This window comes from Klebsiella michiganensis (genome assembly GCA_000963575.1).
Lineage (GTDB): Bacteria > Pseudomonadota > Gammaproteobacteria > Enterobacterales > Enterobacteriaceae > Cedecea > Cedecea michiganensis_A.
In genome coordinates, this window is sequence record CP011077.1 from 4836916 (window position 1) to 4849889 (window position 12974).

Annotated in this window: 14 protein-coding genes; 8 read left to right on the top strand and 6 right to left on the bottom strand. The window is 53.9% G+C overall.

What is annotated here, in order from left to right; genetic code table 11:
- Nucleotides 1–84 precede the first annotated feature (84 nt).
- The 3 genes from VW41_22510 to VW41_22520 all read left to right on the top strand — a co-directional run bounded on the left by VW41_22510 (nucleotide 85) and on the right by VW41_22520 (nucleotide 2935).
- Nucleotides 85–927, top strand: a complete 843-nt coding sequence (locus tag VW41_22510) for a ribosomal RNA large subunit methyltransferase J (GenBank protein AJZ91595.1) — start codon at nucleotides 85–87, stop codon at nucleotides 925–927.
- Between the two features lie 141 nt (nucleotides 928–1068).
- Nucleotides 1069–2421: a glutathione reductase gene (locus tag VW41_22515; protein AJZ91596.1), complete on the top strand. Its 1353-nt coding sequence runs from the start codon at nucleotides 1069–1071 to the stop codon at nucleotides 2419–2421.
- A gap of 133 nt (nucleotides 2422–2554) precedes the next feature.
- On the top strand, nucleotides 2555–2935 hold the full coding sequence (locus VW41_22520) for a hypothetical protein (GenBank protein ID AJZ91597.1): 381 nt from the start codon (nucleotides 2555–2557) through the stop codon (nucleotides 2933–2935).
- 74 nt (nucleotides 2936–3009) lie between these two features.
- Here VW41_22520 and VW41_22525 read toward each other — a convergent pair whose 3' ends face one another.
- The 3 genes from VW41_22525 to VW41_22535 all read right to left on the bottom strand — a co-directional run bounded on the left by VW41_22525 (nucleotide 3010) and on the right by VW41_22535 (nucleotide 5463).
- The gene (locus VW41_22525; protein AJZ91598.1) at nucleotides 3010–3903 is read right to left on the bottom strand and encodes a 3-deoxy-D-manno-oct-2-ulosonic acid (Kdo) hydroxylase family protein; all 894 of its coding nucleotides are present in this window, start codon (nucleotides 3901–3903) and stop codon (nucleotides 3010–3012) included.
- A 317-nt stretch (nucleotides 3904–4220) separates the two neighbouring features.
- A complete protein-coding gene (locus tag VW41_22530) occupies nucleotides 4221–4757 on the bottom strand; it encodes an acetyltransferase (GenBank protein ID AJZ91599.1) in 537 nt (178 codons plus the stop codon).
- A gap of 85 nt (nucleotides 4758–4842) precedes the next feature.
- The gene (locus tag VW41_22535; protein AJZ91600.1) at nucleotides 4843–5463 is read right to left on the bottom strand and encodes a hypothetical protein; all 621 of its coding nucleotides are present in this window, start codon (nucleotides 5461–5463) and stop codon (nucleotides 4843–4845) included.
- Nucleotides 5464–5576: 113 nt separating this feature from the next.
- Here VW41_22535 and VW41_22540 point away from each other — a divergent pair, with 113 nt between their 5' ends.
- From VW41_22540 to VW41_22550, 3 genes are all read left to right on the top strand, one after another.
- Nucleotides 5577–6107 carry a hypothetical protein gene (locus VW41_22540; GenBank protein ID AJZ91601.1) on the top strand — a complete coding sequence of 177 codons (531 nt, stop codon included), beginning with the start codon at nucleotides 5577–5579 and terminating at the stop codon, nucleotides 6105–6107.
- Between the two features lie 390 nt (nucleotides 6108–6497).
- The gene (locus VW41_22545) at nucleotides 6498–7430 is read left to right on the top strand and encodes a protease (GenBank protein AJZ91602.1); all 933 of its coding nucleotides are present in this window, start codon (nucleotides 6498–6500) and stop codon (nucleotides 7428–7430) included.
- A 105-nt stretch (nucleotides 7431–7535) separates the two neighbouring features.
- Complete coding sequence (locus tag VW41_22550; protein ID AJZ91603.1) at nucleotides 7536–7961, top strand: nucleoside triphosphatase; 426 nt, start codon at nucleotides 7536–7538, stop codon at nucleotides 7959–7961.
- 32 nt (nucleotides 7962–7993) lie between these two features.
- On the opposite strand, the gene VW41_22555 is transcribed toward VW41_22550, so the two are convergent.
- Together VW41_22555 and VW41_22560 are read right to left on the bottom strand one after the other, a co-directional pair.
- The gene (locus tag VW41_22555) at nucleotides 7994–9631 is read right to left on the bottom strand and encodes a membrane protein (protein ID AJZ91604.1); all 1638 of its coding nucleotides are present in this window, start codon (nucleotides 9629–9631) and stop codon (nucleotides 7994–7996) included.
- Between the two features lie 182 nt (nucleotides 9632–9813).
- Entirely contained in the window at nucleotides 9814–11223 is a 1410-nt protein-coding gene (locus VW41_22560) for a GntR family transcriptional regulator (protein ID AJZ91605.1), read from the bottom strand.
- Nucleotides 11224–11662: 439 nt separating this feature from the next.
- Here VW41_22560 and VW41_22565 point away from each other — a divergent pair, with 439 nt between their 5' ends.
- The gene (locus tag VW41_22565; protein ID AJZ91606.1) at nucleotides 11663–11992 is read left to right on the top strand and encodes a hypothetical protein; all 330 of its coding nucleotides are present in this window, start codon (nucleotides 11663–11665) and stop codon (nucleotides 11990–11992) included.
- 4 nt (nucleotides 11993–11996) lie between these two features.
- Nucleotides 11997–12524 (top strand): GCN5 family acetyltransferase, encoded by a 528-nt coding sequence (locus VW41_22570; GenBank protein AJZ91607.1) that lies wholly within the window; start codon nucleotides 11997–11999, stop codon nucleotides 12522–12524.
- 43 nt (nucleotides 12525–12567) lie between these two features.
- Here VW41_22570 and VW41_22575 read toward each other — a convergent pair whose 3' ends face one another.
- Nucleotides 12568–12813: a multiple stress resistance protein BhsA gene (locus VW41_22575; GenBank protein ID AJZ91608.1), complete on the bottom strand. Its 246-nt coding sequence runs from the start codon at nucleotides 12811–12813 to the stop codon at nucleotides 12568–12570.
- Nucleotides 12814–12974: the final 161 nt, after the last annotated feature.

Here is a 12974-nt window from a genome sequence, read left to right on the forward strand (position 1 = left end):
AGCGCCGCGCCCGGGCGGTAATCCGCCGCAATCTGCGGTAAACTGTGGGAAATTTGTTTTCTTATTCGTGGAACACCATCCCTCATGCTCAGCTATCGCCACAGCTTTCACGCCGGTAACCATGCCGACGTACTAAAACACACCGTTCAAAGCCTGATTATTGAATCGCTAAAAGAGAAGGAGAAGCCGTTTCTCTATCTCGACACTCACGCAGGCGCCGGTCGTTACCAGCTGAGCAGCGAACATGCGGAGCGCACCGGCGAGTATCTGGAAGGTATCGCGCGCATCTGGCAGCAGGACGATTTGCCAGCTGAGCTGGAAGCCTATATTGGCGCGGTACAGCATCTGAACCGCAGCGGCAACCTGCGTTATTACCCGGGCTCCCCGCTGATTGCCCGCCACCTGTTGCGTGAGCAGGACAGCCTGCAGTTGACCGAGCTGCATCCGTCCGACTTCCCGCTGCTGCGCTCGGAGTTCCAGAAAGACAACCGCGCCCGCGTTGAGCGCGCCGACGGCTACCAGCAACTGAAAGCGAAGCTGCCGCCGGTTTCCCGCCGTGGGCTGATCCTCATCGACCCACCGTATGAGATCAAAACCGACTATCAGGACGTGGTGAAAGGCATCGCTGAGGGCTATAAGCGTTTTGCGACGGGCACCTACGCGCTGTGGTACCCGGTGGTGCTGCGTCAGCAAATCAAACGCATGATCCGCGACCTGGAAGAGACCGGCATTCGCCGCATCCTGCAAATCGAGCTGGCGGTTCGCCCGGACAGCGATCAGCGCGGCATGACGGCTTCCGGCATGATCGTGATTAACCCGCCGTGGAAGCTGGAACAGCAGATGGCAAACGTCCTGCCATGGCTGCACAAAAAGCTGGTGCCAACGGGTACCGGCTCCACCACGTTGAGCTGGATTGTGCCTGAATAAGAAAGCTCGCCGCAGGATAATTCGAGCTGCAGCCAACGCCGCTGTAGCTTGAAGTATGGCGTGGCTATCGCAACAATCGGTAGAACCTTTATCCCGGCGCGCTACAATCGCGCCTAAATTTCGACTCAAATGGGAAACATCATGACCAAACATTATGACTACCTCGCCATTGGCGGCGGCAGCGGCGGTATCGCCTCGATTAACCGTGCGGCAATGTATGGGCAGAAATGCGCACTGATTGAGGCGAAAGATCTGGGCGGTACCTGCGTTAACGTCGGCTGTGTGCCTAAAAAAGTGATGTGGCATGCGGCGCAGATAGCCGAAGCGATTCACAACTACGGCCCGGACTACGGCTTTGACACCACGCTGAATCACTTCGACTGGGACAAACTGATTGCCAGCCGTACCGCCTATATCGACCGCATTCATACCTCTTACGACAATGTATTGGGCAAGAATAAAGTTGACGTGATCCGCGGCTTTGCGAAGTTCGTTGACGCCCATACCGTGGAAGTAAACGGCGAAACCATCACCGCAGACCATATTCTGATCGCCACCGGCGGCCGCCCAAGTCACCCAAACATCCCTGGCGCCGAGTACGGCATCGACTCCGACGGCTTCTTTGAGCTGCCGGGCCTGCCAAAACGCGTGGCGGTTGTTGGCGCGGGCTACATCGCGGTGGAAATCGCGGGCGTCATTAACGCGCTGGGCTCAGAAACCCACCTGTTCGTGCGTAAACACGCGCCGCTGCGCACCTTCGACCCGCTGATTGTCGAAACGCTGCTGGAAGTGATTGCAGCAGAAGGCCCGACCCTGCACACCAACGCGATTCCAAAAGCAGTCGTGAAAAACGCAGACGGCAGCCTGACGCTTGAGCTGGAAGATGGCCGGGCAGAAACCGTCGATACCCTGATTTGGGCGATTGGTCGCGAACCGGCTAACGACAACTTCAACCTGCAGGTGACCGGCGTTGAGCTGGATGCAAAAGGCTACATCAAGGTTGATAAGTTCCAGAACACCAACGTGCCAGGAATTTATGCCGTGGGCGATAACACCGGTGCGGTTGAGCTGACCCCGGTTGCGGTTGCCGCCGGCCGTCGCCTGTCCGAACGCCTGTTTAACAACAAGCCGGACGAGCATCTGGACTACAGCAACGTGCCGACCGTGGTGTTCAGTCACCCGCCAATCGGCACCGTTGGCCTGACCGAACCACAGGCCCGCGAGCAGTACGGCGACGACAACGTGAAGGTCTACAAATCCTCCTTCACCGCCATGTACACCGCAGTGACCTCTCACCGTCAGCCGTGCCGCATGAAGCTGGTCTGCGCTGGCCCAGAAGAGAAAATCGTCGGGATTCACGGCATCGGCTTCGGCATGGATGAAATCCTGCAGGGCTTCGCCGTGGCGCTGAAAATGGGCGCGACCAAGAAAGACTTCGACAACACCGTGGCGATTCACCCAACCGCAGCGGAAGAGTTTGTCACCATGCGTTAATCCCTCTCGGGGTAGACACAAAAGGCCAGAGGTAACTCTGGCCTTTTTTATAGCTATGGTAAAACACTCAGCCGTGATATTGATCTCGGCATAAACCGATATCAAAAATAATCAACAAAGCGGGGGGAATATTATGGGCTGGGAAATGCATATCACCAGGGCGGAACAGGCATGGGATGGGGAGAGCGCCCCTATTCTCGCAGAAGAATGGATTCAGTATGTAAATAACGATCCTGAACTCAGCTTTTCTCCCGTGAATGGACAATATCATGTCATCTGGCTAGGGGATGAAATTAACTGGCTGGACTGGCATGCAGGAAATATTTCAACCAAATCGCCTGCTCAGGGGTTGTATTGCAAAATGCTTGATATCGCAGCCTCGTTTAACGCGAAAGTACTGGATGATGACGATCGCATATATCTGTCGCCCGATGATTTACTTAATCCATCATGGGCAAACAAAGAAGCTCCCCCGTCATTTCTGCAAAAAATTATGACTTACTTCAGAAAATAAATAGCGCAGTTTTGCCTCTACGGATCACCAATAAAAAAGCCGCATCAGCGGCTTTTTTCACTCACTCATTATGACTAAATCAGCGGCTTACGCAGCAGCCCTTCCAGCACTTTCAGCGGGGAATGCTGCGGGTTTTGCATCGAATTCACCGGCAACAGGAACGTCTGCTCCAGCATAAACTGCCCGCCCATTGCGGCATGCGGCGTCTGATCGGAGAAACAAATCCAGCTGCTGCCCGGTGGAAAGTCGATGGCCACCTGCGGCCCCTGCTTCTGGTAGCCCGCATCGGCTTTCATGGCGTCGTGCATTTGCAGCATCAGATGGTCGTAGTGGCTGCGGCGAGTTTTGGTGATGCCGACGGCGTTCTGCAGCCAGCTGCTCGCCGGGGAATAGCTTTTCAGGCGCGGCAGGAAGCGCTCGGCCAGCGTAGGGAAAGCTTCCCCTACGCGCCAGCTACGGCTTTCACCGGCCGGATTGATGTTGGTGAAAATACGTAGAATACGCTCACCATAGTTAGGCCGGGACGGGAACGCATCTACGTGCAGGCGGCTGTCGTCCTTACGCCACGATGTGTTTTGCGTCCACTGCTTAACGGGATGCAGGCGCAGACTGTTGGTCGGCGTATGCAGCACCTGCTGGTATTCCGGCAGAAGAGTGGCAATCAGCTGCAGGCAGGATTCGTAATGGCGTTTCAATAGCGCACGTACCTCTGGCTCCTGCTCAGCAACGGCCACACCGGTTAGTTTATCCTTCAGGGGCTGATAGCTGATGTTTTTACGTTTCGGATCCACTACCGCCGGGTTGAGCAGTGCGGTTTCCTGTTCGCTCAGCGTGAACGCCAGCTGTGGCAGAAAAACAACTTTGCCCTGCTCCAGCTCGCCAACAACGGATTCTGCGGCTGCGCTCCCCCACTGGGAAAGCGGGTGCGTCAGGGTCGCGGTATCAAGAGTGATGTTTAAATCTGACATATCGATGTCCTTGCCACGGCTCCGGACAATGCCTTTAACAGATGAAATTCCGGAACATTTTATTTTTAGAAAGACGAACAGAATGACGCCGCCGGAAGACAGCGAATACATACCTGAAAGGGATTGGAGCGAGTATAGTAAGAATGTAAATTAAAGGTTAAACAAAACCTCAACATCGCATTTAGCGATAAATTAAAACGCACAAAATCATAAAATAACGTTCAGTGAGTATTGCGCTCACAAACTAATATTTTCGCCCGCGGTATTTTTGTTTAATAACAGAAAAAATAACGGCCTGTTTAAGCAGGCCATTATTCTTATTTCCATTCACTGCGCAGGAGCGCGTAGACATATTCATCCCCCCATTCGCCTTTGAAAAAAATATTCTGGCGGAAATGTGCTTCGCGACGAAACCCCAGCTTCTCCAGCAGGCCAGCCGCAGCCTCGTTCCTCGCATCAACCGTCGCGACCAGGCGATGTTTGTTGAATGTGGTGAACAGCAGCTCAATCGCCCCACGCAGAGATTCAAAAGCAAACCCCTGCCGCTGATGGCGTTCGTCAAAGGTCATGCCCAGCTCTGCCTGCTGGCCTTCATCAAAAAAGTGAACGGCAACGTCACCCAATAAACGCCGATCTTCGCTGCGCACCACCGCAATCTGGAACCAGCTTTCATCGGTGTTAAAGTCCAGCGGCTCTTGCTGGGCATAAAACGCCTCGGCATCGGCCTCGCTATAGCCATCCCAGCTCTGGTAGCGAGCGACTTCCGGCTGGTTACGGTATTCAATAAAAACGGGCAAATCCGCACGAGTAAACCTGCGTAGCGTCAGGCGCGGAGTGGTCAGTAACGGCTCCATAACGGTTCCTGATTGATTGTTAGTACGTGAACATATCGGCAGCCAGCCTACCAGACTTCACTTTTGTAGATGTCGCCCCCGATGCTCAGCGCCCCGCCAAAAGATGCTCAAAAACGAACAAGCGAAACTCCTGCAATGCCGTCGCGTCTTTTTCAACCCGCATACGCAGCAAGGCGCCTTCCCATGCATTCAGGATAAAGCGGCTCAGGGCCTCTGCGGGCAAAGCAGAATCCAGCTGATTCAACTGTTGCGCTTCCTTCAGGCAGTCCTCAATAACCTCGCTCCAGCGGTTAAGTTTATCCTGTAATTTCAGTCTGATAATCTCGCTATGGTCAGCGACTTCGCCGCTCAGATTCCCCAGCAAGCAGCCCCGGGCAAACTGCTGCTGGCGAAAAACGGCCATCAGCTCGTCGAAATAGGCGGCGAGCCTGACAAGCGGCGCAAGCTCGTGGCGCGAAAATGCCTTGTCCAGACGCTGCTCAGCCCGCTGAAAATAGAGATCGATAAGCTCTGTGGCAAAGACTTCTTTGCTGGAAAAATGATTGTAAAACGAGCCTTTAGGAACATCGGCCGCCTCGACGATGAGCTGAATACTTGAAGCCGCGTACCCCTCAGCATGCAAAACATCCAGTCCCGCCTGCAGCAGATTAGTGCGGGTTCCGGCGTTCGGTTTAGGCCCCCGGCGAGCCCCTTCAGCAGTTTTCATTTTTACCTTTTTCGCTGTATTGACAATTCAAGACGACTGGTCATATTTTATTTTTAACCCGCATCACTCCCGCTGTCAATCCGGGCCGAGCCCCCTACTCAACAGGTGAAATCATGAAATTGTCTCAGTTAGTCCTGCTTGGCAGTTTGCTGTCTGCCGCAGGTTACGTGCAGGCTTCTCCAGCCGGCGACCCGCTAACTCCGTCGGAACTCACGCAAATCAAGCAGAACTTTAGCGAGCTGATTACGCTGGCAAACCGTCACGACGTTAACGCTATCCACGCCATGTTCTGGCAGTCGCCTTCCGCGCTCATTGTGGCGAAAAGCGCCGTGCCGGCTGACGGAAATTGGGCCGGGTATTGGGGAAATGAAGCGATAGATCGCAAAATTCATGACATAGCGGCTTCAGGCCCGGTGGTTTTAACGCCTGACTTCAATAAGTTAAAAGTAGTTGGGCTTACTCAGGACGTCGCGCAGTCTTACCTGCCGATGAATATTACCGTCTCTTATGCGGGGCAAAGCGGCACGCCAAAACCCTTCTTGATGATGATTAACTGGCTGAAGGTAAATAATGCCTGGAAGATTGCGGCTGAAATAATTCTCCCGGTCCCGGTTGCCGCCAGCCCGGTAAAAAAAGAGAGTTAAATTAGGGCACTAGCGTATTTGAAAGACTTCTTACAGCGTTGCCACAAAGTGAAACACGTTCGGTCAGCCGGGCGTGTTTATAACAGAAATTTTTGTAGTAAATACATATGAATAGTTATGATATATCCTTGTAACAAAAAGCTACAATTTTAATTTTCTTTAAAATCAAACGATTCACAGTTCAAATATTCACCAGTAGAAAATAATCTTTCCCCTGTCAAGGAACAATCCATAAAATACGTTCCGTTTTGCCTGGCAAGACAAACCAATAATAATTTTCAACAACATAATTTATCGCGCAACAATAATCCTTTACGGCCTTTAACCTGTCCGTACAGGTTTATTTTTTGCAACACCAAACCAATGTTATAGAAAACAGAACGATACATCATGCACAAGCAAAAATACCTGCCTGTAGCCGCCGCATTGCTGTTTAGCCCGGCGCTGCTAGCTTCAACCAGCTTTAATTTTTCACCCGATGCAGTCACCACAAATATTTCCACCAGCATTTTAAACGGAGAATCTAAAGAGCTCGTTTATAATCAAGGCGATGGCAGTAAATTAAGTGAACTGAAATGGAAAATCAAAAATACACCTATTATTAAAGGCGGTATTAGCTGGGACGCACAGCGCTACATCACCCTCAATGCTAATGGCTGGACAACCTTCGCCTCTCGCGGCTCGCATATGTCCGATTATGACTGGCAAACGCCAGGCCAGAGCCACTGGAGCGACAGATCCACTCACCCTGATACCAGCCTGAATTACGCCAACCAGTTCGACCTTAACCTCACCGGCTGGCTGCTGAAGGAGCCCGCTTATAACGTTGGCGTGGTGACCGGCTACCAGGAAACACGCTATAGCTGGACGGCCAGAGGCGGCTCATACAATTATTTCAACGGCGCACTTGTGGGCGAATTTCCTGCCGGGAAACCGGGAATTGGTTATAGCCAGAAATTCAGCGTGCCGTACATTGGGCTAACCGGAAGCTATCGCTATCAGGACTTTGATATTGCAGGGCAATTTAAATTCAGCCCGTGGGTAAATGCCCAGGATAATGACGAGCACTATATGCGTCAGCTGAGTTTTAGCGAAAAAAGTAATAATTCCAATTATTACGCCGCAACCGTCTCGGCCGGTTATTACGTGACGCCAAATACCCGGCTGTACACGGAATTAACGTGGACACGTTTTGCCGAAGCAAAAGCCTCAACCAAAACCCGCGATAATAACACCGGGGAAACCTGGTCTCAGGGCAGCGGTGCCGCAGGCCTGAGTAACGACAGCTACACCTACGGCGTCGGCATTCAGTATCGCTTCTGACAATCCGGTACTAAATCGTTCTTATTCACCAGGGGGTCTGCCAGCGCGCAGACCCTTTTTCTTATTTGTGCTATAACTCAACGGCTTATTTTCAGGGAGATGACCATGCGACAAAGAGTGATTGCCTGCCCGATTATCCAGAATCAGGGCCAATATTTACTGTGTAAAATGCCACAGGATCGAGGCGTTTTTCCCGGCCAGTGGGCGCTGTCCGGGGGCGGTATTGAGCCGGGCGAAACCATGGCAGAAGGGCTACGGCGCGAGATTCGCGAAGAGCTGGGCGAAGCGCTGATTATCTCGCATATCGAGCCCTGGACCTTCCGCGATGATGTGCGGGTGAAAACCTACGCCGACGGCAGCAAAGAGCAAGTGTATATGATTTACCTGATGTTCGACTGCATCAGCGAAAACCGCGAGATAACCATTAACGAAGAGTTTGAGCAGTATGCGTGGGTGAGCCCGCAGGATCTGGCGAGCTACGACCTTAACGAAGCCACCGCCGCGACGTTCCGTGATAAGGGGCTGCTTTAAGGCGCTGAGCGGCCCGCAGGCCGCCGACACGGTTAGCGCATCGCGTTGTATATCGCCTGCTGAATTTTGACGGTCTGCTCATCGACCGGCTCTGTCTCAAGCCCCTGCGCGGTGGCATCTTCATAGCGCTGTTTCTGCGCCGCCAGGCGCATCTGGGCGCGCTCAACTTCCTCTTTCTGCCGCTGCACGGCGGCATCGGAGCTGCAGAAGCTGGCGAGGAATTGCTTTCTCAGCGAAGTCAGCTTTTGCCCCTTTTTCATGCCTAACTCGGTGGAGCCAATCAGCCTGCGGCAAGGCCGGGCCTCATCCATTTGCGGGCGGTATTGCAGCAAAATAGTCAGCACATCGCGGTCATCCGCCGCCAGCGCCTGCTCAGCAAAATAGACTTTCCAGTGCATACCGCCCTGCATGAACAGGCGCACAATACGGGTGTCGTTACGGTTTATCGCCGCCCGCAGGTTATTTTCATCCCAGGTGATACCCATATTGGCGAGCATATCCCGCGGGCTGTTGGGTTCCGGCCGCTCTTTTTGCTGCACGGGCGCGCTGACAACCGGCTGCGGGGCCGCCAGTTCTGGTCTGGAAGAGAGGTCGCTCAGCAAATAGAGCCCCACCACAGCGACTGCAACCACCATAATGCCAACCGAAGCCCAAAGCGCGGTGGAGATAATCCCGGTGGTATCCTGCTGTTTTTTGGCTGAGCGCGGGTCATAGCGCTCAATAGACTCTCTGATTTCTTCCGGGTCGCCGCCCTGCGCCGCATGATTTTTCCGGGCCAGGTCGAGGTAGTGTTGCAGCGTCGCATCATCCGTTTCCAGCAGCGCCGATGGATTAACGGTGGTGCGCCCTTCGCTAAACGCTTTCTGCACCGAAGCGCTTACTTCGGCAAAATAGTTGCCGAGCAGAGCAACCTGCACGGTCGTCAGCGGCTGCTTGTGCATCAGGTCATTGCGGATCTGCCTGACGCCATCGAGGAAGATTTGCAGGGTTTTACGCTGGTCGATAAGAAACCCCAGCTGCGACGAGTTTTGGTAAATTTTTGCGTAGTGGTGCGCAAACTCTTTTTTATCCACCACCATCAGCGCCAGCTCGCTAAATTTCATCCCGCTTAGCACGTCGCCCCGTTCACCGCGCTTCAGCCAGCGGCGAACTTTGTCAGCCCCAAACTGGCTTTTTAGCTGATTGACCAGCTCCGCCTGACTTCCCCAGGCCTGATTGACCAACCCTTTCAGCATCAGTTCAATGGCACGCATCTGCTGCTGGGCGCCTTTTTGTAGCCCGTCAACGTCGGAGGAAAGTTCGGTGGAATAGCCAAGCAATGGCTGCTTGAAACGCACATGTTCAAGGTAGCTGGTAAACCGCAGGGCGGCGAGGAGCTGGTTCTGGCTAACCTCCTGCCCGCTTTCATACTGAGGCACCAGCTGCTGCAGATGGCGCAGCAGCAGCGTGAATTGGGAGATTTCGGCATCGTTAAGATTCAGCCGCTTTGCCACCGCCCCCCAGCTGCCAAGCGCCATGCGGGCCTGTTCCAGTTGCTGGAAAAACCATTGCGGATCTTTGCCTTCGGCGGCTCGAATATTCAGTAACGGCAGAATCTGTAGCGAAGCCTGCCGAATAATCCCCAGACACGTCTCAAAGTGCTCCCGCATCTGCAATGTTGCGCTGCTCATGATAGTCCTTTGTCGATGTCCGGCCTCACGCTGCCGAACGCAGAAAAAACTGCATTTTTCCGCCCCAGGCGGCTATTTTTTATGGTTATTAATGCCAAGGCCATACTTCGCCATTGCAACCGAGTGTAAAACAGCCAGACGGGAATCAATGGCGATAAAAAGAGCGATTTAGCCGGGCATTTTCAAATCGCGCACTCCACGATTTCGCCCAACCTTTTGAGTGCCGCCTCGGTAACGGCGTTGAACGGCAAAGAATAGTTCAACCGCAGGCAATGGCGGTATTTTCCAGAAGCCGAAAACAGCGAGCCGATCGCAATATGGATTTTTGCCTCTTTCAAGGCGCTGCCCAGCCTCACCGCATCGACTTCTTCCGGGAGTTCAATCCACATCAGAAAGCCCCCCTGAGGCCGGCTGACGCAGATCCCACAGGGGAAATATTGCCGCACGCGACAGGTAAACACGTCCAGATTACGCTGGTAGTGCTGCCGCATACGCCGGAGATGGCGGTGGTAATGCCCGTTACGGATAAAAGCCGCCACCGCCTGTTGGGTAAAGGTCGCGCTGCTGCCGGTGCCGATATACTTGGTGTGCAGCGTACGGTCGAGGTAGCGCCCCGGCACAATCCAGCCCACACGCAGCCCCGGCGCCAGCGTTTTTGAGAACGAACTGCACAGCAGGACGCGGCCATCCACATCCAGAGATTTAATGGTCATCGGGCGGGGATATTCATAAGCCAGCTCGCCGTAAACATCATCCTCGATGATGGCGATATCAAAACGCTGGGCAAGGTTCATCACCGCTTTTTTACGCGCGTCCGGCATGATAAATCCAAGTGGATTATTGCAGTTAGGCACTAGTATCACGGCTTTGATGGGCCACTGCTCCAGCGCCAGCTCCAGCGCCTCCAGGCTAATACCGGTGACGGAATCCGTTGGAATTTCAACCACTTTTACGCCGTATCCACGCAACATCTGCATGGTGCCGTGGAATGACGGCGACTCAACCGCCACAATGTCCCCCGGCTCACACACCGCGCGAATAGCAATCGACAGCGCTTCATGGCAGCCGTTGGTCACGACTATCTCATCAGCATTCACCACACAGTTGCTGTCCAGCATCAGCCGGGCAATTTGCTCGCGCAGCGCTTTCACACCAAACATACCGTCGTAACCCAGCAGCTCCGGTTCCTGATACTGCGTGAGCCGCCCCATTTCCCGCCACAGCGGTTTCATGGTCGATTGAGTGAGATCCGGCGATCCGCTGCCAAATGCGATCACTTCGCAGTCCTGCCGGGAGTTCACCAATTCCAGCACCGCATCCCACTGCGTCACTTCCACCGGGCGCTGTACGGGCCGCGTTAAACGAGGCACAGGCGGAACGGCTTTGCGCGGCGACACGAAGTAGCCGGAGCGCGGCTGGGGGGAGATCAGTTGCTGGTCTTCCAGGACGTGATACGCCTGCTGCACCGTGCTGATGCTGACGCCGTGCTCGCTGCTCAGGCTACGAACCGAGGGCAAACGCTCCCCGCTTTGGTATAGCCCTTGCTCAATACGCTCCGCCAGCAGCGTGGCGAGATGTTGGTAACGCGTCATGCTGTATCCTCACCGGAAACCATACAGAAGGAAAAACCGATACAGAATGGCGCAATAAATGCCATTCAGCTCATGTTTTAGCCCTTCTGTATGTTAAAGAAAAGTAATTTTTGAATCTGTCTGCTTTTACTTGCTGGCCCCATGATGAACTCAGGAAAACAGCGAGGAATCACATCATGGGCTTTGAAGAGAACCACCCCCGCAGACCGTTTTATGGCTTGGTCATGCTCTACCAGTATTTTCGCCGCAGCCGGCAACGCCGCCAGACTTTACGGGCGCTGCGAGAGCTTAGTCCGGAACAACTAAGGGATATGGGACTGACGAGGGATGATTTATCCCGCAGGGAATAGCCCCTGTACGGTGCCACACGCTGGCACCGTTTTTTATTTACTGCTATCAAAAGAGGGGCAAGACAACAACAACGATAATCAGGAGACGCATGAACATCACCGACCTACCTTTTAACACGACCGACTGGGCAACCCTGACCCCCACCGAACACCCAGGGATTACCGGCAAAGCATTTTGGCGCACCCAGCAGTTTGGGCCGATCCGCGTGCGCATGGTGGAATACACCGCAGGCTATCTGGCCGATCACTGGTGCCAAAAAGGGCACGTTTTGCTGTGCCTGAAGGGCGAGCTGCAAACGGAGCTGGAAGATGGCCGCCAGTTTACGTTGACCCCGGGTATGAGCTATCAGGTGGCCGATGGTGCGGAGCCTCACCGCTCCTCAACGGAATCAGGTGCCGTCCTGTTTATTGTGGATTAACGCCATGCAGACGCTTTTGACCCCACGCCTGGCACTCGAGCAAATCACCGAAGCCGACTGGCCGCTCTTTCGCTACCTGCAGCAGCAGCCGGAGGTGATGCGCTACGTCGACGAAAATCGTTCGGAAGAAGAGATTCGTCGCACCTTTGACGCCCGCCTCCCCGAATGGCAGCCGGGCAGCAGGCACTGGCTCTGTATGGTGATGCGGCATCTGAAAACCGGCGTGCCGATCGGCGTCACCGGTTTTATCCTGCGCGAGGACGACATAGCGGAAGTGGGCTTTTTACTCGATCCGTCGTTTCACGGCCAGGGCTACGGCTACGAATCGCTGCTGGAGGTTTGTGACTTTGCTTTTGCTGAGGCCGGTATCCGCAAGCTTGTGGCCACGGTCACCGCCGGAAATATTCCGTCAAAGAAAGTGCTGGAGAAAGTGGGGTTTCAGCAGGAAGGCACGCTGCGGGAAAACTACTGGCTGAATGAACGCTGGCAGGATGACTGGATTTTTGGCCTGTTGGCGCGAGAGTTCAGATAAAACACGGGCCGCTCGAGGCGGCCCATACTGCGTGATTCAGTGCTTAGTTGTAGATTTCAGCCACGCCGTACATTTTGTTATCGCCACCGGCAGAGATGATGCGGATGGATTTCGCCCCGGCCTGCTCGGCTTTTTGCTGCAACTGGTGCTGCAGGCTGTCCAGGTTAGACGCGCCGCTGACCGATACGGTGCCCATTGTCTGGCTGGCAACTGACTGAGTTTCCGCTGCAAAACCGGAGAAGGAAGCGGCGAGAGTCATAACTACGGCAAAATATTTGATGCTTTTCATGATGGTTACCTTTGCACTTTGTTTAATTGGAAGGCTGACTGCCTTCGATGAGATAAGAATAGCGCTGCACAGCTTTGTTTGTTAGCGGAACAATTCGCTTATCTCCTTCAAAAAAACTGAACACCAAGTAACCATAATAAAAGCGACTCCGGCAAAGCCCG

What these genes read in the sequence shown, in the direction of transcription:
- VW41_22510 (AJZ91595.1), top strand. Translation starts at nt 85, where the DNA reads ATGCTCAGCTATCGCCACAGCTTTCACGCCGGTAACCATGCCGACGTA.
- VW41_22515 (AJZ91596.1), top strand. Translation starts at nt 1,069, where the DNA reads ATGACCAAACATTATGACTACCTCGCCATTGGCGGCGGCAGCGGCGGT.
- VW41_22520 (AJZ91597.1), top strand. Translation starts at nt 2,555, where the DNA reads ATGGGCTGGGAAATGCATATCACCAGGGCGGAACAGGCATGGGATGGG.
- VW41_22525 (AJZ91598.1), bottom strand. Translation starts at nt 3,903, where the DNA reads ATGTCAGATTTAAACATCACTCTTGATACCGCGACCCTGACGCACCCG.
- VW41_22530 (AJZ91599.1), bottom strand. Translation starts at nt 4,757, where the DNA reads ATGGAGCCGTTACTGACCACTCCGCGCCTGACGCTACGCAGGTTTACT.
- VW41_22535 (AJZ91600.1), bottom strand. Translation starts at nt 5,463, where the DNA reads ATGAAAACTGCTGAAGGGGCTCGCCGGGGGCCTAAACCGAACGCCGGA.
- VW41_22540 (AJZ91601.1), top strand. Translation starts at nt 5,577, where the DNA reads ATGAAATTGTCTCAGTTAGTCCTGCTTGGCAGTTTGCTGTCTGCCGCA.
- VW41_22545 (AJZ91602.1), top strand. Translation starts at nt 6,498, where the DNA reads ATGCACAAGCAAAAATACCTGCCTGTAGCCGCCGCATTGCTGTTTAGC.
- VW41_22550 (AJZ91603.1), top strand. Translation starts at nt 7,536, where the DNA reads ATGCGACAAAGAGTGATTGCCTGCCCGATTATCCAGAATCAGGGCCAA.
- VW41_22555 (AJZ91604.1), bottom strand. Translation starts at nt 9,631, where the DNA reads ATGAGCAGCGCAACATTGCAGATGCGGGAGCACTTTGAGACGTGTCTG.
- VW41_22560 (AJZ91605.1), bottom strand. Translation starts at nt 11,223, where the DNA reads ATGACGCGTTACCAACATCTCGCCACGCTGCTGGCGGAGCGTATTGAG.
- VW41_22565 (AJZ91606.1), top strand. Translation starts at nt 11,663, where the DNA reads ATGAACATCACCGACCTACCTTTTAACACGACCGACTGGGCAACCCTG.
- VW41_22570 (AJZ91607.1), top strand. Translation starts at nt 11,997, where the DNA reads ATGCAGACGCTTTTGACCCCACGCCTGGCACTCGAGCAAATCACCGAA.
- VW41_22575 (AJZ91608.1), bottom strand. Translation starts at nt 12,813, where the DNA reads ATGAAAAGCATCAAATATTTTGCCGTAGTTATGACTCTCGCCGCTTCC.